The sequence below is a fragment of the Nitrospinota bacterium genome (assembly GCA_027619975.1).
Lineage (GTDB): Bacteria > Nitrospinota > Nitrospinia > Nitrospinales > VA-1 > JADFGI01.
In genome coordinates this window covers 15,921-37,625 of the sequence record JAQCGX010000029.1, presented here as the reverse complement: position 1 = coordinate 37,625, position 21,705 = coordinate 15,921, and the positions used below count along the sequence as shown (strand labels likewise).

19 protein-coding genes are annotated in these 21,705 nt (G+C 45.8%); 11 read left to right on the top strand and 8 right to left on the bottom strand.

The genetic code is table 11. The features are described from left to right. Positions 1 to 75: 75 nt before the first annotated feature. On the bottom strand, positions 76 to 1,230 hold the full coding sequence (locus O3C58_10710) for a VCBS repeat-containing protein (protein ID MDA0692331.1): 1,155 nt from the start codon (positions 1,228 to 1,230) through the stop codon (positions 76 to 78). A 167-nt stretch (positions 1,231 to 1,397) separates the two neighbouring features. On the opposite strand from O3C58_10710, the gene rpsF reads away from it, so the two are divergent. The 9 genes from rpsF to secA all read left to right on the top strand — a co-directional run bounded on the left by rpsF (position 1,398) and on the right by secA (position 10,662). Next, entirely contained in the window at positions 1,398 to 1,802 is a 405-nt protein-coding gene (rpsF, locus tag O3C58_10705) for a 30S ribosomal protein S6 (GenBank protein MDA0692330.1), read from the top strand. A gap of 42 nt (positions 1,803 to 1,844) precedes the next feature. Then, complete coding sequence (gene ssb, locus O3C58_10700) at positions 1,845 to 2,249, top strand: single-stranded DNA-binding protein (protein ID MDA0692329.1); 405 nt, start codon at positions 1,845 to 1,847, stop codon at positions 2,247 to 2,249. Between the two features lie 132 nt (positions 2,250 to 2,381). Next, positions 2,382 to 2,630, top strand: coding sequence for a 30S ribosomal protein S18 (gene rpsR, locus O3C58_10695; GenBank protein MDA0692328.1), 249 nt, complete (start codon positions 2,382 to 2,384; stop codon positions 2,628 to 2,630). Between the two features lie 3 nt (positions 2,631 to 2,633). After that, entirely contained in the window at positions 2,634 to 3,590 is a 957-nt protein-coding gene (locus O3C58_10690; protein MDA0692327.1) for a DUF2232 domain-containing protein, read from the top strand. Between the two features lie 33 nt (positions 3,591 to 3,623). Beyond that, the gene (gene rplI, locus O3C58_10685; protein ID MDA0692326.1) at positions 3,624 to 4,136 is read left to right on the top strand and encodes a 50S ribosomal protein L9; all 513 of its coding nucleotides are present in this window, start codon (positions 3,624 to 3,626) and stop codon (positions 4,134 to 4,136) included. Positions 4,137 to 4,400: 264 nt separating this feature from the next. Further along, positions 4,401 to 5,780 carry a replicative DNA helicase gene (dnaB, locus tag O3C58_10680; GenBank protein ID MDA0692325.1) on the top strand — a complete coding sequence of 460 codons (1,380 nt, stop codon included), beginning with the start codon at positions 4,401 to 4,403 and terminating at the stop codon, positions 5,778 to 5,780. 20 nt (positions 5,781 to 5,800) lie between these two features. Then, positions 5,801 to 6,694, top strand: coding sequence for a tetratricopeptide repeat protein (locus O3C58_10675; GenBank protein MDA0692324.1), 894 nt, complete (start codon positions 5,801 to 5,803; stop codon positions 6,692 to 6,694). 209 nt (positions 6,695 to 6,903) lie between these two features. After that, a complete protein-coding gene (locus O3C58_10670; GenBank protein ID MDA0692323.1) occupies positions 6,904 to 7,833 on the top strand; it encodes a M23 family metallopeptidase in 930 nt (309 codons plus the stop codon). Between the two features lie 264 nt (positions 7,834 to 8,097). After that, positions 8,098 to 10,662, top strand: coding sequence for a preprotein translocase subunit SecA (secA, locus tag O3C58_10665; protein ID MDA0692322.1), 2,565 nt, complete (start codon positions 8,098 to 8,100; stop codon positions 10,660 to 10,662). A 15-nt stretch (positions 10,663 to 10,677) separates the two neighbouring features. On the opposite strand, the gene O3C58_10660 is transcribed toward secA, so the two are convergent. After that, positions 10,678 to 11,472 carry a TraR/DksA family transcriptional regulator gene (locus tag O3C58_10660; GenBank protein MDA0692321.1) on the bottom strand — a complete coding sequence of 265 codons (795 nt, stop codon included), beginning with the start codon at positions 11,470 to 11,472 and terminating at the stop codon, positions 10,678 to 10,680. A 339-nt stretch (positions 11,473 to 11,811) separates the two neighbouring features. After that, complete coding sequence (locus tag O3C58_10655; protein MDA0692320.1) at positions 11,812 to 12,102, bottom strand: Dabb family protein; 291 nt, start codon at positions 12,100 to 12,102, stop codon at positions 11,812 to 11,814. Between the two features lie 137 nt (positions 12,103 to 12,239). Between O3C58_10655 and O3C58_10650 the strand changes: the two genes are divergently transcribed. Then, positions 12,240 to 12,962 (top strand): DnaJ domain-containing protein, encoded by a 723-nt coding sequence (locus O3C58_10650; protein ID MDA0692319.1) that lies wholly within the window; start codon positions 12,240 to 12,242, stop codon positions 12,960 to 12,962. Positions 12,963 to 12,992: 30 nt separating this feature from the next. On the opposite strand, the gene O3C58_10645 is transcribed toward O3C58_10650, so the two are convergent. The 5 genes from O3C58_10645 to O3C58_10625 form a co-directional block, all read right to left on the bottom strand. Further along, on the bottom strand, positions 12,993 to 14,246 hold the full coding sequence (locus O3C58_10645; GenBank protein MDA0692318.1) for a hemolysin family protein: 1,254 nt from the start codon (positions 14,244 to 14,246) through the stop codon (positions 12,993 to 12,995). Beyond that, a complete protein-coding gene (locus tag O3C58_10640) occupies positions 14,246 to 15,547 on the bottom strand; it encodes a hemolysin family protein (GenBank protein MDA0692317.1) in 1,302 nt (433 codons plus the stop codon). The genes O3C58_10645 and O3C58_10640 overlap by 1 nt, the downstream gene beginning before the upstream one ends. A gap of 94 nt (positions 15,548 to 15,641) precedes the next feature. Next, entirely contained in the window at positions 15,642 to 16,688 is a 1,047-nt protein-coding gene (gene thiL / locus O3C58_10635; GenBank protein ID MDA0692316.1) for a thiamine-phosphate kinase, read from the bottom strand. Positions 16,689 to 16,801: 113 nt separating this feature from the next. Then, the gene (locus O3C58_10630; protein MDA0692315.1) at positions 16,802 to 18,385 is read right to left on the bottom strand and encodes a tetratricopeptide repeat protein; all 1,584 of its coding nucleotides are present in this window, start codon (positions 18,383 to 18,385) and stop codon (positions 16,802 to 16,804) included. A 301-nt stretch (positions 18,386 to 18,686) separates the two neighbouring features. Then, positions 18,687 to 19,211 carry an ACT domain-containing protein gene (locus O3C58_10625; protein MDA0692314.1) on the bottom strand — a complete coding sequence of 175 codons (525 nt, stop codon included), beginning with the start codon at positions 19,209 to 19,211 and terminating at the stop codon, positions 18,687 to 18,689. Positions 19,212 to 20,038: 827 nt separating this feature from the next. Between O3C58_10625 and O3C58_10620 the strand changes: the two genes are divergently transcribed. Further along, positions 20,039 to 21,406: a tetratricopeptide repeat protein gene (locus O3C58_10620; GenBank protein MDA0692313.1), complete on the top strand. Its 1,368-nt coding sequence runs from the start codon at positions 20,039 to 20,041 to the stop codon at positions 21,404 to 21,406. Positions 21,407 to 21,705 lie beyond the last annotated feature (299 nt).

The window sequence follows — 21,705 nt, the reverse complement described above, 5'->3', positions numbered from 1 at the left end:
GGTAGCGGTCTTTCGGGATGCGAGAACGTCTGAAACTGTCTGTCAGAGCGGATGCCGGCTAATATATGTCCTTCCCTAAAAAATCCGTCTCCGTAAATAAATCTCAACCGTGTTCTGGGCGTTGCTGGCGACGGCGACGTCCATCATGCCATCGTCATTGTAGTCGCCGCTGGTGATAGCCAGGGGAGTTCCTCCGGCGACGACATAATCCCTGGTCGGGAATTTGAAATGTCCATTGGCGTTGCGGATGATCAGGGAGAAGGTGCTGCTCCGCGAATTAGCGACTGCCACATCTACATAGTCGTCATCGTTAAAATGCTCCGCCACTAAAGAGAAGGGCCCCCCTCCACCTGAGAAAGTGATTTCTTTTTGAAATGTCCCATCGCCGTTGGAGTAAAATAGAAACATATTATCTCCCCTGCTGGAAGCGCAAACAATGTCCGCCAGGCCATCGTTGTTCATATCTTTTTTGATGAGGACCACAGGCATTAAGCCTTCACCGAGAAGGAACGGTTTGCTGAAGGTGCCGTCCCCTTTGCCCCAGAAGATTCGGATGGCGCTGGATTGTGAACTGCTGGCCGCAAGTGCAATGTCGGGAATGCCGTCGCCGTTAAAATCGTGGGTCAGTCCGGAAAACGACCGCGATCCCGTAGGATAGGTTTCTTTTTTATGGAAGTAACCATTGCCCTTTCCCAGATGGACTTCCATTTTGTCAAAAGTCAGGGTGACAATAATGTCAACATGCCCATCTTTATTGAAATCACCAGGAATCAAAGCCAGTGGAACGCGGCCCGTAGAATGCTTGCGTGGAAACTGGAAAGAACTGTTCCCTTTCCCTAAAATGGTGACAAAGTGATCGGACCGTCTGGAATTGACCACAATGTCGGGCAGCCCATCGTTATTTAAATCTGCCGATGCGAGATAAGTTGGTTCCATCGGAACAGCGATATTTAGAGGGGCTCGGAAAGTTCCGTCCCCCTTTCCAAAAAGGACGGAGAGTGTGCTGTTTTTTGCATTGGCGGAGACGATATCTGCTTCTCCGTCCTGGTTGAGGTCCAGAGTCAGCAGGTGGGAGGGCCCTTGCCCCACCGGAATCGTATTGAATTTATAAAAAAAGTCGGGAGGCGGGGAGGGCAGTTTGACATCGCAACCTGCAAGTGCAATGGAAATCAGCAAGTAGTACCCGGTAAGGCACAAGTAGCAGTTCTTTTCTTTTAAAGCAGGGAGCATCAATTTATCTCGCTATTTTAACGCATTTTGGGGTGAGTGTTCACCTTTCATGAATTCCCTTGATTTTACAGGGTTCCTATGTAAAAATTACAAAAATTTCTTATTTATTAACCCCCTCGCTCTAACTTTGCGAAGTTAGGGCTGAATTTACCCGTGAGGAGGTAAGCTTGCGTCCCTACCAAAGTGTTCTAATACTCAAACCTGATTTTGATGAACCTCAGATTGACGAATCCCTCGTAAAAATTACCGGATTAATTGAAAGTCATGGCGGCGCTGTCCTGAAAGTCGATAAATGGGGCAAAAAGCGTTTGGCATATAAGGTCAAGAAAAACAGGTTTGGCTATTACCTCAATATTTACCATACCTGTGAGAATGAGCAACTGTCCTCTCTTGAAGCAAAATACAAGCTCTACGATGCCATTATAAAATTTATGGTGCTCCGCCTGGACGATAAGGAATTGGAGCGGGCCATCAAACAAGATGTGCCAACAGAAGATGGCGGTGATGCAGATATTGCTGTGGATGAAAGCGATGATGTATCAGTGGAGCAGGAAGAAGCCGAAAATTCTTAAGTTGATTACAGTCCACGATTCCAATATCTAACGGGGTTTTAAATGGCGTCATTCAATAAAGTGCTACTCATGGGCAATTTGACCCGTGACCCGGAGCTTCGTTATACCGCGAGTGGGGCGGCGGTTGCCAGTTTTGGTCTGGCGGTAAACCGGAAATACAAAGCCGGGGACGAATGGAAAGAGGAAGTCTGCTTTGTGGACATTACGGTGTGGGCCAAGCAGGCGGAAAACTGTGCAGAGTACCTGCATAAAGGCAGTCCGGTATTTGTGGAAGGGCGGCTCAACTATCAATCCTGGGAATCCGATACAGGGCAAAAACGCAACAAGCTGGAAGTGGTTGCAAGTACCATCCAATTCCTGGGCCGTCCAGGTGATAAGGGTGTCGGGTCGGATGCATCGGGAGGGGAGCAATTCTCTTCAGGTGGCGGGGATGATATTCCGTTTTAAATCCCACAAGTGGGTTTAATACCCCATAGCCTGCTACGGCTTTTAAAAAGAAAATTCTTGTCGGAGTTTCCGTCCGCTTGCGCCGGGGTCGTTTATATAATTTTAATATAATTCTTAATCGAGTGAATAATAATGTCAACTGTAAGTTCGAATACAAGAAAACGTTCTTTTTTTTCTAACAAGATCTGCCGGTTTTGCGCGGACAAGGCAGAATACGTTGCTTTTGACGATATAAAGGCTTTGAAGCCGTTGATATCCGAAAGAGGGAAAATCGTCCCTTCAAGGATTTCCGGGAACTGTGCCGGTCATCAGAGGCAATTGACCAAAGCTATCAAGCGGGCAAGAAATATTGCCTTATTGCCCTTTGCTGTAGAATATTAAACCTTGTTGGATAATTCCCAGCTCAAAGAGCTTCTTTTACCTGCAGCTCTGGTTTTTGGGGTTACTTTAGCGGTACTCATTTTCCCACCCATGGCAGCTTTGGTGGGAATGGTGGCTCCCGCTCCGCTTCTGTTTGTCTATTTGCAACGGGGGCAGGTTGTAGGGTTGGTTTTAATGGGCTTGGTGTTTGCGGTCCTTTTTGCCACGCTGGGTGCCGGGCAAGCTTTACTGTTTGTGGCTGAGTACGTGGTCATGGCGACCATCATGGCGGAAACCATTAAAGCCCAGTTGACGATGGATAAGTGCATCTTTCTAAGTGCCCTGGGTTCCATGACGCTGGCTACTTTTTTGATGTTTGTGCTATTTGCCGATCGGGAAAATTCGCTGACAGATTTTTTCCAGGTCCAGATCATGCAACATTTTGATCAATCCATGGAAACGTTCAAGTCCATGGGTGAAAAGCAGGTCGATCTGGATGCCATGAAAGAATTTTTTGAGCAATCATCACGGACCTTTGCCTCAGCCTATCCAGCCTTTATTATGGTGGGTTCCCTGATCACTGCGACCGTTAATTATTTTCTGGTTCGCATGGTGTGGATGAAATTTTACGGGGACACCTTGTTTCGCAAGGAAAAGTTGTCCGAGCTGGTTTTGCCGGATTTTCTGATATGGGGATTGATCCTGTCAGCCGGGTCTCTTTTCTTTATAGAGACTCCCGTAGGTATGGTGGGGATGAACCTGTTTGCCATGGCAATGCTGGTTTACCTGTTTCAAGGCCTGGCGATTCTGGTTCATATTCTGGAAAGTAAAGGGGTTCCTAAATTTCTATGGGGCCTGGTATTTTTTATTATAATAATTCAACCCATCTTGATGGGACTATTGATTGGGTTGGGTATTTTTGATATTTGGGTGGATTTTCGAAAAATAAAACAAAAACAAACCGAACATTTAGAACAATAATTCGTTTCTCATAAAGGGAGTGAAAAGAAGAGCATGAAGTTACTATTAAAAGATGATGTTGAAGGGCTTGGGTTTTGCGGCGATGAAGTGACTGTCCGCGATGGATATGGGCGAAACTATCTGGTTCCTCAGGGAAAGGCCATTTTAGCCAACCCTAAAAATTTAAAACAGTTCAACCATCAGAAGATGATTGTGCAGGGGAAAGTTAAGAAGATCGTCAACGCCGCTACTGCTCTTGCCGAGCAAATTTCCAAAGTGACTTGCATCATTAAAAAGAAGGTTGGAGAGCAAGGGAAACTTTTCGGTTCCGTGACCAATCAGGAGATTGCAGAGTTCCTGCGTAAAAATGGCATTGAAGTGGACAAACGAAAAATTCACCCTGCAGAGCCCATCCGAACTCTTGGCGATTTTGTGGTGCCTCTCAAACTGCATACAGAAGTAACCGCCGAAATTAAGGTTTCCGTCATTCCGGACAAGGAACCGGCGAAAGAAGCAGCCGCAGTGCCTGAAGAAGCGAAGCAGGAAGAGCAGACGGAAGAAGCGTAAAGGGCACCTCTAAAAATTAGTTTTTAAAAGAGAATCGAACATTGTAAAGAGTTTCTTAAATCAGTGCCACTATAACAAAGACACCTCTTTGAATTGACGACATAAGAACATTTAGTCAATTTTTAGAGATGCCCTAAAGTATGAAAAAAACAAAAACCAATGGATATCGGAAATCCTTCTAAATGAGTCTGGTCTCATTCTAACCGCTCCAAAGTGTTTTGATGAAACTCCATTGAGTCACTTCCAAACCCGGAAACTCCGTTTATGACTCAAGCGGTCACAGATATATCATTGAGCAAACTGCCTCCTTATAATTTGGATGCAGAGCATAGCATCCTGGGGGCTTGTCTCAAGTCAGTCGAAGCGGTTGCCAAATCGCTGGAGGTTGTGACTGCGGAAGACTTTTATAAATCCAGTAACCAGAAAATATATCTGGCAATACAGGATTTGTTTGAGGCCAACGAGCCTATTGATGTTCTGACCGTTGCAGAGAAACTCCGGAAAAAAAATGAACTGGAGGCTGTCGGGGGCATTGATACCCTGGATTTTATCGAAGGTTTCGTTCCCACCGCTCAGGCGGCCATACATCACGCCGGTATCGTCCGCGAGAAAAAAATTCTCCGCGATCTGATTGAAACCGCCACCGAAATTGTCACCAGCAGTTACGGGGGGGGGGGTGATGTTGATCTCATTCTGGACCGGGCCGAAAGTGCAATTTTCCAAATTTCTGAAAGAAAAGTAAAAAGGAATTTTCACAGTCTCAGGGACGTTGTAAAAGAAAACTTTGTTTCCATAGAGAAGTTGTTTGAGTCCCCGGGGATGGTAACGGGGGTTGAGACTGGATTCACGGACCTGGATAACATGACGGCCGGGTTACAGCCCTCCGATTTGATCATTCTTGCGGCGCGTCCCAGTATGGGAAAGACCAGTCTGGCTTTGGACATCGCCCGTTTTGCCGCGTTGCATGGGAAAGTGCCGACCGCTTTTTTCAGTCTGGAAATGTCGAAAGAACAGTTGGGTATGCGCATGCTCTGTGCCGAGGCCAGGGTCAACTCCTCCAAGCTCCGCACCGGATACATCGCAAAAAGTGACTGGCCAAAACTGACAGCGGCGGCTGGGCGGCTGTCTGAAGCTAAATTGTTTATTGATGACAGTCCCGCCCTGAGCTCCCTGGATGTCCGTACCCGCACGCGTCGTCTGGCGGCGGAACACGATATAGGGTTGATCATTATCGACTACCTGCAATTGATGCAGGGTCGCGGGAAAACCGAGAGTCGACAATTGGAAGTTTCGGAAATCTCGCGCGGGCTCAAAGGTCTGGCTAAGGAAATCAATGTCCCTATTATAGCGTTATCGCAGTTGAGCCGGGCGGTTGAAAGCCGGACGGATAAGCGGCCCTTGCTATCTGACCTGCGTGAATCCGGGGCCATCGAGCAGGATGCGGATGTGGTGGCCTTCATTTACAGGGATGAGGTCTATAACCCTGATGGCGCCGATGCGGGAGTCGCAGAAATACTGATTCGCAAACAACGAAACGGACCCATAGGCGAAGTCAAACTGCATTTTGAGCATGAATATACCCGTTTTTATAATTTTTCCGATCAGAAATCTTCTTCTGGGTCTGACGAAGAATCCCCGTTTTGAATGGGTAAACAGGTAAAGAAGTGAATAGAGTCATTGAGAAAAAAAGCGCTGCAATTTTTATCGCTGTTTATTTTCTTTTTTCCTCCCAGATGGGGGCGGCACAGAATTCTTCACATCCTTCTACGCTTTCTCTTTCTCCGAAACAGAAAGCCGAGTTTTTACTCAATCGTCAACAATTTGACGAGGCGTTAAGCGCCTATCAATTGCTTCTGCGGGAGAGTGGTGATGATAGTTACCTATTTCGGGGGCTGGTCAGGGCCTATGAAGGATCTCAGCGAATAAAGGAGGCGGAGGCCTTTATTATGGATTATTTGTCCAGCCATCCCCGCTCCTCGGCGGGACAGTATGGGTTGGGGTATTACTACTATATTCAGGAGGATGACCCCAAAGCTCAGGAGAACTTCGAAAAGGCAATCCTGTTAAATCAAAAAAACGCCCTGGCCTGGAATAACTTGGGAGCGTCGCTATCGCGCACAAAATCATACACTTTCGCAGTGGAGAAGGTGAAGCGGGCGATCCAGCTTGATCCATCTAACTCTATGTTTTACAATAACTTGAGTCTAATTTATAGGGATATGGGTGAAACTGGCCTGTTTTTTGCGGATTACAGAGAATATGTCAGGGACGGACCGAAACTCGTAGCGCAGGGTTATGGCCGAGTCATCGCTAAAACCCTGCGTCAGGCGGCATTCAAGTATTTTTCCGAGGGAAACTTCGATGGGACCATTAAAAAGTTTTCAGAAGCCTCAGAGATATACAAGGAAATAGATCATCAACCGGGTTTGGTTGCGACTTATTTCGGTCTTGGTATACTTTATGAAGAGAACGGGGATATGGCAATGGCTCAAAAGTATTTCCAAAAGGTCTTGTTAATCAACCCGAATCATATTCAGGCTCGACAGAAAGTGAGATAATTCAAAAGTTTAACAGGGTATTTTTCGAGATTTTATGGGTTTAATGCCCTGAATTTTATAAAAAATATAACGAAATTTTAAATAATTTATATTAAATTATAATTTTTTCAAAAGAAGTTGGAAAATAATTAACTGTTGACAACAAAAGGGTTCAAAGTTAGGATTCAGATAGTTGTGGGCTTTTTTGTGAGACACTAGAGGAGGCTGGGGTGAAAAAAGAAGATATTACCCTGATGATATTTCCAGGCACATCAGGATCTCCGAAAAAAATCAGCGTGTCGAAACGATTTGTTCGATTAGGGATAATTTTATCTCTGGTCGTGATTTTAGGGGTCACCGGGTCCTCAATATACTTTACAAAACAATATATCCAGTTGGTTGATGAAAGAGCGGAAGTCTCAGAGCTGAGGCGTGAGTCTAAAATTCATAAAATTCAGGTGGATAAACTGGGTCAGCAGGTTAAGGAGTTTTCCACTGAGATGTCGCGCCTGGAACGGTTTGCGAATAAATTAAGGGTGATTACAGACATTGGTGAATCTCCTGCACCCGTCGAGAAAGACTGGGGAGTTGGGGGGCCATACGGGCTGAGTACTCAAAGTTTTTCTACTTCCCTGGAACGGGAGGCGATTGCCATGGTAGAGCGGTTGGCTGGCAATTTGGAACAGTTGGATCAGCAGGCCAGGGTGCAGGTCGTCAGTTTTCAACAATTGGATGAATTTTTTAAGAACCAGAAATCCCTGTTATCTTCCACCCCGTCTATCTGGCCTACCAGAGGCTGGGTGACATCGGGGTTTGGCATGAGAAAATCTCCCTTCACCGGATTAAATGAAACTCATGAGGGATGGGACATCGGCGCCCGGATGGGATCGCAGATTAGAACGACCGCTGATGGTGTCGTGGTTGTCGCTGGCAGAAAATCAGGATACGGGAAAATGGTAGAAATTGATCATGGATATGGAATTTCCACGCGTTACGGTCATAACTCGAAGAACCTTGTAGAGGTTGGAGACCGGGTGAAGCGTGGAGCGTTGATTGGTATGGTTGGAAGTACTGGACGAAGCACAGGCCCTCACCTCCATTACGAGGTCCTTCTGAACGGCGTTCCCGTAAATCCAAAAAACTACATTTTTGAAGAATGATTGAATTCGCCGGGCCTGTCCTCCCTTGATATTTTTCCCGGCGACCCCAAAAAACCTGTTTCCTTAAGCTTGGATGGAATCGGGTTTTCGTGGTATTCTACCCGAAGGTACGGGTCCTCACCTTGCCTGAGTCCGTTTTACTTCTCATTGAGACATCCAAAAAAAACATTATAAGATACCCAGTTTAGTGATACGTAGCGCTGGCGAGCGACAGGATGAATTCCAGCTTGAGCCTTGGGTCTTTTAGGAGAGTTAATCTAGTATATGGTTTTTAATCTAATTCAAAAACTTGTTGGCACCAGAAATAACCGCGAACTGAAACGGATCCAGAAATATGTGGATCAGGTCAACGGTTTGGAAGATCAGGTCAAAGCTTTGGCTGACGACGCTCTAAAGGCTAAAACTGCTGAGTTCATGGAGAAATTCCAGCAAGGGGTATCTCTTGATGAAATTCTTCCAGAAGCCTTTGCCGTGGTTCGGGAGGCCAGTCAAAGAACCCTGGGAATGCGCCATTTTGATGTCCAGTTGATAGGCGGAGTGGTCCTTCATGAAGGTAAAATTGCCGAAATGAAGACTGGTGAAGGCAAGACGCTCATGGCGACGCTCCCTGTTTATTTAAATGCCATATCGGGTAAAGGCGTTCATGTCGTCACCGTGAATGATTATCTCGCGAGGCGCGATTGTGAGTGGATGGGGACTGTTTACAAATTTCTCGGTCTTTCGGTGGGCACCATTTATCACGATATGCCGGAAGCCGAACGCAAGCAGGCGTATGAGTCTGATGTGACCTACGGCACCAATAACGAATTTGGTTTCGATTATCTTCGGGACAATATGAAATTTTCCGAAGAACAGTTTGTTCAGCGTCCTCTTTACTTCGCCATTGTCGATGAAGTGGACAGCATATTGATTGATGAGTCCAGGACTCCCCTGATAATTTCCGGCCCGGCGGAAGAGTCCACCGAAAAGTATTACGAAGTGAATCAGGTCATTCCCAAGTTGCAAAAGGATAAGCATTATCAGTTGGAGGAGAAGAGCAAGTCATCCACTCTGACCGAAGAGGGTATCGTCTATTTGGAAGGTTTGCTGAAAATAGAAAACCTGTATGATCCTGCAAATATAGAGATGCTCCACTGTGCCCAGCAAGCTTTGAAAGCCCATACAGCTTTTAGAAATGAAGTTGATTATGTGGTTAACGACGGTCAGGTGGTGATCATTGATGAATTTACGGGAAGGATGATGACCGGTCGCCGTTACAGTGATGGATTGCATCAGGCGCTTGAGGCCAAGGAAGGGGTGAAAATAGAAAATGAGAATCAGACCCTGGCCAGCATCACTTTTCAGAATTATTTCCGCATGTATGAAAAACTATCGGGCATGACCGGAACGGCGGATACGGAAGCGCAGGAATTCAGTTCCATTTACAAGCTGGAAGTCGTTGTGGTTCCCACCAACCAGCCGATGATCCGGGAAGATTACCCCGATGTCATTTACCGGACGGAACAGGAAAAATTTGAGGCGATCATTGATGAGATTCGGGAACTGAATGCCGAAGGGAGACCGGTTCTGGTGGGCACAATTTCCATTGAACGATCGGAACGGTTGAGCCGGTTTCTGAAAAAATACGGTATCAAGCACAACGTTCTCAATGCCAAACATCATGCAAAGGAAGCGGAGATCATTGCCGAAGCCGGTCAAAAGGGAGCGGTGACCATTGCCACCAACATGGCGGGCCGGGGAACGGATATCGTTCTGGGCGAGGGTGTTCCGGAGCTGGGAGGATTGCATATCCTGGGAACGGAACGTCACGAAAGCAGGCGCATCGATAACCAGCTTCGCGGGCGGTCAGGAAGGCAGGGAGATAAAGGCTCTTCCCGATTTTATTTATCCCTTGAGGATGATTTGCTACGCATATTTGGTTCGGACCGGGTGTCAGGACTCATGGCCAAATTGGGCATGGAGAATGGACAACCTATTGAACACAGCATGGTCAGTAAAGCGGTGGCCAACGCTCAGAGGAAGGTGGAATCTCACAATTTCGATATCCGTAAGCATATTCTGGAATATGACGACGTGATGAACCGGCAACGGGAGGTGTTTTACGCGTTACGCCGAGATATCATCACCGGAGAGAATCAAAAAGAAATCCTCCTTGATATGGCCGATGAATCGATTGACAACGCCCTAGGTACCATTGCTCATGAAAAAATTTATCCGGAAGAATGGGATATTTCTGCGCTCAATGAAATATTGGAACGGCAGTTTTCCTTAGGCGTGGAAAAAATCAGCGACGAAGAGATAGAAATCAATGGTAAGACGCGGCTTCCTCTGGAGCATTGCAACCGTGAAAAACTTCACGATGCGATCATGGAAACCGTGACCGAAACCTACAACCATAAAATTGAAGGCATCGAACCTGGCTTCATGCGGCATGTTGAAAAATCAGTCATGTTGCAAGTCGTGGATAATCTCTGGAAAGATCATCTGCTTGGTATGGATCACCTCAAGGAAGGCATTGGGTTGCGAGGATACGCGCAAAAGAATCCTTTGACGGAATACAAAAAAGAAGGGTTCGAGATGTTCCGGTCTATGATGAACCGTATTCAGGAAGAGGTGACGGAATATCTTTTTAAAATCCGAATCGAGAAAGAGGCGGAGCTACCTCCCGAAAAAAGTTTTAACCGCCAACCTAAAATGGTGGAGCATAGGGGGACCCTTGAGGAGGAATCAAAACCAGCAACGGTTCACAGAGATGAAAACAAGGTCGGAAGAAATGACCCGTGTCCTTGCGGAAGCGGGAAAAAATATAAAAAATGCCACGGCAAATGATTTGCCGGAAATGGATCAAAGTTTTTCAGCGGACTCTTTGCATTCGATACATAATGTAGTCAACGGGAGAATTTGCAGGCGTTTTGAGCTGATTTTTTTGTCGCAACTTTCGCAAATTCCATAAGACCCTTCCTTAATTTTGATGAGTGCATCATCAATCAGTTTCAATTCCCTTCGATCCCGGCTGGATAATTGAAAGACCATTTCTCTTCCCTCCAGGCTGGAGGCCAGGTCGATCTCATTACTGAATGTGAGTCCCTCCACGTCTCTTTCCAGTGCCTGTGAGGATTCCAGCATTTTCAAAACTTCGGCACGATTCTCAATAAGCTTCTCCCGAATCTTGATGACAACCGGGTCCGCGCTATCAAAGGATTGCCTGACAACTACCTTGGCCTTCTCGACGACTGGTGTGGATTCTTCGGAGACGGTCTCTGTAACGCTTTTCTTTTTTGGAACCGCTTTTTTAGGAGCCGCCTTTTTTTCTTTTTTCTGAACGGTTTTTATCTTTTTTGGGGTGCTATTCTTTAATGGGGCCTTGGTCTTTACCGTTATTCTAGCATTTGGTTTGGCTGGAGTTTTTGCCTTGGTCTTAGATTTAACCCTGGCTTTAATTGGAGTTTTTTCCTTGGTCTTAGTTGGAGATTTGGCCTTGGTCTTGGCGGGTGGTTTCGCCTTTTTCACAGCCGATTTCTTCGGCAGGGCTTTATTTTTTACAGATTTCGCCTTATTTTTGACGGCAACCTTCTTTTTTGTAGTCACAGATTTTTTTCCTACGGGTTTTTTTTTGGCCGCACTTTTTTTCTTAACCACCCCTGAAACCTCCTTTAAGGTTTGGCGATTTTTGGGAAATGTCTCGAAATCCAAGGCGAATACATAGGATCAACAAAGTCCTGTCAATATGAGACTTTATTTAATTTGTACATACGTACGGTATTTTTTAAATAACACTGAGTGTAAATTGTACAAATTTTAACTGGGAATGATAGCACTAGGTATTAAAAAGCACAAGAAATTATTTTCCAGTCTTTTCTGTATCCCGGAATCACGTGGATCCTTTGATAGTTTTAGGATTATCACTATCCCAATTTAAAATCGCTAAGCGACTCTTAAATTTAAAAAAACGGTTGGATCTATTCAACTCATTTTAAATCAATCAACTATGTAATCGACCACGACAGATCCCGAGCACAGCGAGCGTATTAATTTGACGACAGGAAGGTGGTTTTCGTGGCCGATATAGGTATTCAAGCCTTCCTGGTTGTCAAAATGGGTGGTTAAAACCACATCGTAGCTTCTCTCCGATTCGGAATAATCCTTCCCTGCTTCGAGGAACCTGAGAGTCTCAATTTTCCCTTCCATGCCTCTTAGGGCATTTATTACCTGATTCAGATTTTCCGGGGTTTTGTCAGCCAATTTAAACATGACAATGTGTTTGATCATTTGCATCTCCTGAGTGATTTTTTATAAATTACTGGGGGAGGATATCATCTGGAAGGAATATTTGCCATGCGTGCAATGTGCTATATTTGTATTTACGTGTTTGTGTCAACCAAGGGGCAATTTTCAGGAATTCGTCGATGTCATGGTTATGGGGTGCAGGGGTGGGGTTTTTGCGAGGGGGGCCGTTAGGGGCCATCATTGGAGGAACCGCGCAACATTTTTTTAGCAAAAAGGTTTTAAAGAAAATCAACCAGGGGTTGCCCGGCATTGAGGATCAAGGTCTCTTTGTAACCTGCCTGGTGGTGATATTGACTAAAGTCGGTATGGATGGGGGACATTTGTCTCCTGGTCAGATCCATGTCGTCCACAAATTTTTAAAAAAAAACCTCCACTATGAAGCGGAGGAATTTAAATTCATCGACAAGGCGATTGCGGAGACTCTGCGTCTGAATCCGGAGCTGACTCCCTTTATCGACAAGTATAAAACGGCTTCCAAAAACCATTACAATTTTCTTCTTCTGGCACTGTCCTACCAGATGGCTTTGACAGGCGGCTCATTGACGAAAGAAACTCAGGCACTTATCGACCAGGTAGCTCAAAGGCTTGGTTTATCCTATTCGGAGCATGACCGGATCAGGCAAAAATACTCCCTGGGGCCTACGAAGAACCCCTACACCATTCTGGGAGTTGATTATTCCGCCAGGCCTGAGGAAATAAAAAAGGCGTATCGGAATAAAGTTGGACAGTTTCATCCCGACCGCGTGGCTCATCTTGGGGGAAAAGAAGGGGAGGAAGCGCATATGAAATTTCTTGAGATCCAGGCGGCCTTTGAGGAGCTGGAAAAGATTCATGAAATATGATTGGGAGAGAAAGGTCAGCAGGGGAGGGGTTCAGGGTTTTGCTGGCGGCGACAGCTTACGCACGATGATGGATTGGATTTTGCGTTTACTCGCTTCTTTAATGGTGAGGCGATACCCATTGACCACCACCTGTTCCCCCGGATGAGGAACTTTTTCGAGATGGTGGATGGCCAGTCCCGCCAGCGTTTCATAATCTCCCGTTGGTAGCTCCATGTTCAAAGTGTCATTGATGACATTGATTTCCATATCCGCTTCGATAAGGTAACCTCCATCGGCATAATGCTCGTAACCTTTTTCAGGCTTGTCGTACTCGTCCTCGATTTCTCCCACAATTTCTTCCAGCAGGTCTTCTATGGTTACGATTCCGATGCATCCTCCATGTTCGTCAACCACGATGGCCATATGTAATCCCCCCTGCTGAAGTTCCCGCAGAAGGTCGTCGATTTTTTTATTGGGAGGAATGTAGTGGGCGGGACGCACAAGATCCGAGATGGGAGACTCGTCAATGGGTTTATCGATCAGATCAAACGTATTCAAAATCCCAATGAGGTTGTACATCCTGTCATGAAATACAGGGAGCCTGGAAAAGCCCGATTCGTTGGCAATCTCAAGTGTCTCTTTTATGGTTGCCGTGTCTTTGATGGCCGTAATGTGGATGAGGGGAACCATGCACTGTTCCGCATTGATTTCACCAAAATTGAAAATTTTGTGAATCATTTTCCGTTCTGCCGGGCCTAGTTCAACCGCCTGCGAGTCGAGACTCAATACCCGGCGAATCTGATCGCGGCTCAAAGTTTTTTCGGTTTCCTCATTTTTCCCCATAATCATATTGGTAATGAAGGAGGACGTATGGGTAAAAAAGTTGATGGCTGGGGAAAACACAGTGAAAAAGAAATTGAGCGGTTTGACCATTACCAGCATGATGGCGTTCGGTCGATTCTGAAATATCATTTTGGGAACAATTTCTCCCAAAAATAAAATCACTGGAGATAGAACGAGGACGGCGGCCCATTCCCCGGCGTGGCCCAATTGTGAAACCATGAAAGCCGTGAAAATTGCCGAGCTTGTGACCATCGCCAGATTGGTTCCCAATGAAGTCGTGGAAAAGAGTTTTTCAGGAGATTGTAGTAAATCCAATACCGATTGTGCGGCCGAGTTTCCTTCCTCGGCTTTTTGCTGCATGCGGATGCGGTTGATGGAAATCATGGCAATTTCAGAGCCGGAGAAAAAAGCCTCTAAAAGGAGAGCCAGAAATACCAGAATCAATGTCGTTGAGAAATCCATCAGTCAGTCGCTTCCCGATGTTCCTTGCCGTTTTCCAGACCCGCGTTATGAAGCAGGGTGAGGTGGAGCCGCAAAATTCTTGGTCCCTTCATTTTTTCGATCTGGAACTTAAAATTCTCACAGGTTGCCGCTTCTCCCGACCGGGGCACCCGGCCGAAGATTCCGAATACCAGCCCCCCGATAGTATTGTATTGGTCTTCAGGAAGGTTACTTTTAAAATATTGATTGAAATCATGCAGGCTATGGCCTCCCATGAGTTTGTAATTTTCATCGTCCACTTTAATGACTGGCGTCTGATCCATCCGCATTTCACTGTCGATTTCTCCCACCAGTTCTTCGAGAATATCTTCAAGGGTAACCAGCCCGGCGACACTTCCGTATTCATCAAGGACGATGGCCATGTGCCGTTTCATTTTCTTGAAGTCGGCAAGCATTTCCTTGATTTTTTTTGACTTTGGAACGGAAAGGGAAGGGTGAAGGATGCTTTTGATATTGACATTTTCTTTCGGCAAATGCTTGATCTGGTTCAGGCGTTTTGTCAGCAATATGCCAATGATGTTTTCCTGGTTTTCACCGTATACCGGGACGCGGGAATAAAAATTTTTCACGATCTTGGGAATAATTTCATCCAGACTGTCCTGGGTACTAAGGGTGACCATATCAACTTTCGGCGTCATGACTTCTTCAACGGTGGTATCGCTGAACTTTATAAGGTTATGGATCATTTCCTTTTCTTCGGGATCAATCTCGCCTTCACCCACTCCTGTTTGTACCATCGCCCGGAATTCTGCGTCTGTAATGGCGGACCCCATTTCGGACAGGGAGCTGATGCCAAATTTCTGGATCAATGTTTCCGCCAGGCCGGTCAGGAGTTGCTGAGGTGGATGGACAATTTTGTAAAACAACTTCAGGGGATAGGCCGCCATCAGGGCATAAGACTGAGCCAGTTTGATGGACATGCTTTTGGGAACGATATCACCAAAAATCAGAAGTAAAAACGTGCCAACACCGATGGCGATTCCAACGCCCATATTGCCAAACAATCCGATTGCGATGGAAGTGGTGAGGACAGATATCGTTATATTGACAAGTTCATTGCCAATATAAATTGTGATGAGCAGTTCACGAGGTTTGGAGAGGAGGGAGTTCACAAGGGCGCCCGAAAGGCCCTTCTTCTCTTTCATCTCGGTCAACTGGAGAGGATTGAGGGAAAAGAAAGCCGCTTCGCAGGCTGAGAAAAAAGCCGATAGTAGAAAAAGAACTAAAAGAAGCAGAGAGCGGGATAATATCGAGTCGTCCAAAGTGTCTAGTCAGACCTCCAAAAAGCCTGCGCCGGTAGCACCCACTTCATAAAAGCATTGGACCTATGAAATATTTTTGGCAGTTTTTTCGTATTCAACGTGGGAAGAGAGGCTCTTTAGATTTGAAATGATTGAATCCCATAAATTCCTGGAGAGGTTTGATGGTTCCGTCACTCTTTACGAGAACCATTTTCTCGGGTTGGGCGGACACTTCTCCAATTTGAGTTACAGGCGTTTTGGAATCGTGAAACAGTTTTTCTATTTTTCTAACATCTTCGGACTTTAAAGTAAATAGTAATTCATAGTCTTCCCCTCCAGATAAAATAAGGTCCGTCGAATTTAATCTATTTAAGGAACAAAATGCCGTCATCTCAGGCGTTTGTGGCAGCCATTCTTCCCTTAAAACCGCGCCGATGCCTGAGTTCTCGCAGATATGAAAAAGATCCTGTGCCAGCCCATCGCTGACGTCAATCATGGAGGTGATCTTTATTCTGGAGTTCACCAGTTTTTTAACCTCTGACAACCGCGGAACGGGGTCGAGGTGGGCTTGAAGCATCTTTTTTTGAAATTTCGGGTTTCCCTGCCAATTTTTTCGCCGGGAAGTGAGTAGTTTTAATCCCAGTGCGGACTGCCCGGGGGTACCGGTCACGAATATTTTATCCCCTGGCCGGGCTCCGGAACGGAGGAGCAAATGCTCTTTATTCACGTCACCTACCATCGTGATATTGATGAACAGATGACGCGGCGAAGCGGTGGTGTCGCCTCCCGCAAGTTCGATTTTGTGTTCCATACAGACTTGATTGATTCCCTTATACAGATCGTCCAGAAATTTTACTGGAACTGATTTTGGAATGCCCAGAGAGACGAACGCCAGGTGCGGGGTTCCGCCCATAGCCGCGATATCGCTGACATTGACCGACAGGGCTTTGCGGCCCAGTAACTTTGGGGATGTCGTGGACAGTTTGAAATGAACGTTTTCAATCAAGGCGTCTGTGGTGATGATCTGGTAATTTCCTGCCTTGCTTTCGTAAACGGCACAATCGTCCCCAATTCCAATTTTTATTCGTGGTGAGCGGTATTGAAGGCGGGAGCGGAACCTGTCTATTAAACCAAACTCTCCAAGTTTTCTTAAATCCGTCACGCAGTGTCTCTTTCAAAGCTGGTTTAGTTGCAGGTTCATCAATTGTAAAGGTTGGGAAGGAGGAGGGCAAGAAAACCTGCCTATTTAGAGTGGTATTTTACTTTGACTGGATCTTAGCGTCTGTATTTTTGGAGCAATGCCTGGGAGTACTGTTTGGCCTGATCCGATTTTTTGGTTTTAAATTTATCCTTAAACAAACTTTCGGCTCTTTTGGAATGGAAAAGGGCATTGCCTCCATCGTTTACCTTGTCGTACAAAACGGCGAGACTCCAGTGGGCCTGGGCCAAATCCGGATTGATTCGCGTCACATCTTCGAACTCCTTGATGGCAGAGGTGGTTTTGTTTTGGTTCATGTATGCCAGCCCGAGGTTGAAATGAGCCAGATAGTTTTCCGGGGCGATTCTTACAGCTTCTTTAAAATGGGAAAGTGCCAGTTTGTGGTTCCGGGTTTTTTCGAAAAGCAGTCCCAGACTGTTGTGCGCTTTAAAGTTATCGGGATTGAGTTTTATAAGACTCTGGAAGGGTTCAATCGCCTCCTGATGCCGATTGAGTAACATATAAGCTTGCCCAAGGGTAAAGTAGGGTTCCGGTTTTTCAGGGTGGGCCTGGATCAGGCTTTTCAGGATATTGATGGCTTCAGGATATTGTTTTTTCTCCCAGTAGGAATTGTGCAAAAGAAAATAGGCCTCATTGTCGGCAGGTTCTTTCTTAATGGCCCGTGTTAAATTTTCAATGGCCGCATCGTATTTCCCTGTTTCTGAGTACAATTTTCCGAGCTTGAAACCGATATCTTTATAATCTGGAAAAATTTTTGCGGTTTTTTCAAATGATTTTATGGCCTGATCAATTTTTTGAGATTGCAAGTTGACCAGGGCTAAATGGTAAGTAAAACTGGGGTTTTTCGGATCGATCTGGGCCGCCTTTTGGAAATGATCGATACTTTTCTTGAACTCTTTACGTTTTTCATACATGGAGCCGAGATCGAATTGAACCTCGGAAAATTTTGGATTGAGCTTTGCGGTTTTTTCAAAGTGTTCCAGGGCGTTTTTTTCTTTTCCGAGTGTCTGAAACTCAATTCCCAACCGGTAATGGGCTTGCCAGAACTCTGGATTCAAGTCGAGTGAGCGCTTAAACTCTTGAGCGGCTTCTTTATGTTTGTCCAGCTTTTGAAATACCAATCCATAGCTGTAATGGAACTCAGCGTTATCAGGATGAAGATCGACGGCTTTTTTCAGAGGTGAAACCGCTTCCTGGTATTTTTCGGAATAAACAAACTCCATTGCCAGGTTGAAATGCACTTTAGCTTCCACGATTTTCTCGGCGGCTTTTTCAACTTTATTCACTTGCGGCGGTTTCTCAGCGGTATTTTTATCCTTTGAATTTTTAGGCGTTGATTCGGTCGGTTTCTTTGACGCCATTTGTATCTCATCATCGGATACATCCTTTTCGGCAGGTTGCTCGCCTACGGGTTCCTCTTTGGAAGATAGCATGGAGCCTGCATTGGTGGCCCAGCCTTTTATTTGTTTCCAGTAGGAAAGCGACTTTTTAGGTTTCCTAGACTCCTCGCTGTCTTCCTCGGTTTGATTCTCTGAAGATGTTTCCATCCACTCCGGGGGCCATTTCATGTTTTGAGACATTTCTGCGCACCCTGATGTCAGGAAGCTCAACAACATGATAGCAAGCAGTATCTTTTTCATTTTTATCTTTCATTTCCAAAAAATAGATGAAGAGCTGTACGGAATGCGGAGGAATTCGCTATTCCTTATATACAATTCATTAGCACTCCCCGTGCCAAAATATAAACCATTGTAAAATTGTTGATTATAGATTTTATGCAGGGCTTGATTGAGGATTAATTTGCATAAAATCATACAGTTTGAGAAAACTTGTCATATTTTGAAATTTTTACTTTGTTGAAAGGGAGGGGGCTGAGGGGAAAAACCAGCAATGCTGATGTTCCCGCCCCATTTCTTCAGGGACGGTTAGAAGAATGCAGGGTCAGCCCAAAAGGGTGTCAATGGGGATCAACTGAGTTTGCATTTGCTTTTCATGGGAAAGAGTATCGAGCGCCTCATAAAGAGGTTCAATACCGCCGGAGACGTTGCCTTCGATATGGATATAATAATTGGGAGTGTTTTCTTCGGTCCCAATATTGGAATCCAGATTGAGAATATTGAGACCGGCGTCCGTCAAAGCGGAGGTGACTTCTTCCATGACTCCGGGACGATCCGAACAATAAACGCTGATGCGGACGTTGGGTTGAATCAGGTGATGCTGGCCCCCCTCCACCGGATCTACATGATTGCGGAGTTCCAGTGCCTCTGCGGCAGGAGCCACTATTTTTTCCAGATCCTGAATGGTTCCCTCGAACTGGACCATCATCATGATGGTGAAATTATTTCCCAACCGGGCCATGGACGAATCCCCAAGATTGCACCCCCCCTGACACAGGGCGGTGCTCAATCTGGCAACGATTCCAGGCTGGTCTTTTCCCACCAGAGTGAGGATATACCAATTATTCACGGCTAAACCTTCGTAAGTTAAACGCTCTGATTCGATCATACTTTAAAATGGGGGTCAATGCACTTGCTTAGGGAAGGGTTTTGACATTTTGAGGATGAAAGCGAATTCGGGTACCACCCACTAGTCTTTGGAGGAACAAGTCTTTGGAGAGACAGGTGCTTTTTACAGCTTCCAGAGGGTGATACCCGAGTCGATAAATCGATTCACTCTAATTATTATAAAGCCTGATCATCCCTTATCAAATACCCCCAAAAGAGTATTTTGAAGGAGTGGGGGCCAAAACTGGGCACACTTATCCGTCCAACCATCCCTGGCCCGCCCACCTTTGTGGCAGTCCCGCCCCCCTCTGGCGCCTTGCTTTCGATTCATCCCGCAACGGACCAAGTGTTAACTATTGTTTTTTTGGAAGTTATATCTATTTATATGCAAAGCGTGTGCCGCAAATGTAGAGGAAAATGCTATTTGTGGTCATGGTGCCTGAAGTGCTTTAATTCAAAAGGGTTGCTTGATTTTTGATGAAAAGTGACCCGAAACTTCAGGCAGAATGCTGATTGAAAGTAGCAAAAATATTGACAGTGTCATCGACAAAAATTGTTGTCTTTACTGTTTTGTTGCGTCAAAATTTGGGCTCCTGTCAAATCCTGTTTCCTGCGTTCGGGGTTGAAACCTTCTTGCGTTTCTCACGATTGAGTGGTTTTCTTTAATCAGAACCCCCTATATAAAAGAATCAAGAGTATATATTCTAAACTTTATTTGATAGAGTCTAGAGCATACCATTGAATAACAGATATTTTGGTTTTTCCGCTACAACTTCATGGAACAATAATATGCAAAATCTTCACTTCATAACAAAATCCTTTGCAGGTCTTTTGATATTTGCCTTTTTCAGTGGCTCCACTGCCGTTTTTGCGCAGGGTGAATATGAGTCAGGTCAAGCTCAGGAGAAGACAACAAGAAATATCACTTCCCTTTCCCGGCAGGGGTCGCATCAGGAAGCGTTGCTGTTGGCCGAGCAACTATTATATGACCGAGAGCAAACCTACGGCCCGGAAGATCCCTACGTTGCCGAAATCACCCAAACCATGGCGAATATTTATCTCCAGACCGGGAATTATGCCAAGGCAGAGCCGCTGTTGCATCGAACCCTTAAAATTAGAAATAGAACCCTGGGGCCGAAACATCTGGACACTGCGGAAACGTTGAACAGCCTGGGGCAATTGTATTACCAAATAGGGAACTATCGAGAAGCGGAGCCTGTTTATAGACGCGCTATAACAATCAGGGAGGATGAACTGGGAGAATCCGTTCCTTTGGTGGCGGAGTCTCTCAATAACCTGGCGGAGTTGTATAGAAAGACCGGACGTTATGCGGAAGCGGACCCCCTGTATCAAAGGTCATTGAAAATTTGGGAAGATACTCATGGTCCCGAACATCCCACCGTTGCCAATTCTCTGAACAACCTGGCTTTGTTTTACTATCAAATTGGCGAATACTCCAAGGTGGAGACTTTATATAAAAAGTCGCTGGCTATCTATGAAAAGACCCTGGGCGAGTACCATCCCAATGTGGCCAATTCTCTGAATAACCTGGCAGAATTTTATCGAAAACAGGGTGATTTTGAAAAGGCCGAACCCCTGTATGTACGGTCCTTGCAAATCAGGGAAGACGTTTTTGGTAAGGAACACCCTAAGGTCGCGTCTTCCCTGAATAACCTGGCCGGGCTTTTTTACAGTACGGGAGATCATGCCCGCGCCGAGCTTTATTATTTGCGGGCGATCCGCATCAAGGAAAAAGTATTGGGACCCGATAACCCGCAGGTGGCCCAGACTCTCAATAACCTGGCGGAGCTCTACCGGAAGATGAGCTATTTTTCCCAGGCGGAACCGCTTCTGGAGCGGTCTCTGGAGATCAAGAAGAAGGCCTATGGCCTGGAGCATCCTTCTGTGGCCACGGCGCTCAATAACCTGGCGGGGTTGTATTACGGCAAGGGAGAATATGAAAAAGCCGAACCGTTTTACCAAAAGTCACTTGAAATCTGGCAAAAATCCCTGGGGCCGAACCATCCCAACATTCAAGTGTCGCTCAACAACCTGGCCAACCTGTACCGCAAGATGGGAAAAAATGATAAGGCCGAACCCCTGATCGCTCGCTTGAACGAGTTGAAGGAACAAAATCCGCAATCCGCTTCGAAGTAAGGGCAGGACATGTCATCCTGAGCCGATCGAAGGGTGACAGGACAAACCCATTTTCACCGCAAAGACGCAAAGATCGCAGAGAAAACCGAAAACCAAGAGACAGGATGAACAGGATGGGAAACCCAAAACCATCCTTTTTTGAAGAGAGCTTTGTATAGCCAGTCATTGCGAGCATTGCGAAGCAATCCAGGAAATAAAAAAAGATTCTGGGTCTACCCGTACCGGGCACGAGAGCTTTGGAAAATTATCACGGCCGCACCTCTTTCAGAGGTTCGCGATGACGTATGGAATCTTCCAAT

Coding starts and splice junctions, on each gene's coding strand:
- O3C58_10710 (MDA0692331.1), bottom strand. CDS start 1,230: ATGCTCCCTGCTTTAAAAGAAAAGAACTGCTACTTGTGCCTTACCGGG.
- ssb (MDA0692329.1), top strand. CDS start 1,845: ATGGCGTCATTCAATAAAGTGCTACTCATGGGCAATTTGACCCGTGAC.
- rpsR (MDA0692328.1), top strand. CDS start 2,382: ATGTCAACTGTAAGTTCGAATACAAGAAAACGTTCTTTTTTTTCTAAC.
- rplI (MDA0692326.1), top strand. CDS start 3,624: ATGAAGTTACTATTAAAAGATGATGTTGAAGGGCTTGGGTTTTGCGGC.
- dnaB (MDA0692325.1), top strand. CDS start 4,401: ATGACTCAAGCGGTCACAGATATATCATTGAGCAAACTGCCTCCTTAT.
- secA (MDA0692322.1), top strand. CDS start 8,098: ATGGTTTTTAATCTAATTCAAAAACTTGTTGGCACCAGAAATAACCGC.
- O3C58_10655 (MDA0692320.1), bottom strand. CDS start 12,102: ATGATCAAACACATTGTCATGTTTAAATTGGCTGACAAAACCCCGGAA.
- O3C58_10650 (MDA0692319.1), top strand. CDS start 12,240: ATGTCATGGTTATGGGGTGCAGGGGTGGGGTTTTTGCGAGGGGGGCCG.
- O3C58_10645 (MDA0692318.1), bottom strand. CDS start 14,246: ATGGATTTCTCAACGACATTGATTCTGGTATTTCTGGCTCTCCTTTTA.
- O3C58_10630 (MDA0692315.1), bottom strand. CDS start 18,385: ATGAAAAAGATACTGCTTGCTATCATGTTGTTGAGCTTCCTGACATCA.
- O3C58_10620 (MDA0692313.1), top strand. CDS start 20,039: ATGCAAAATCTTCACTTCATAACAAAATCCTTTGCAGGTCTTTTGATA.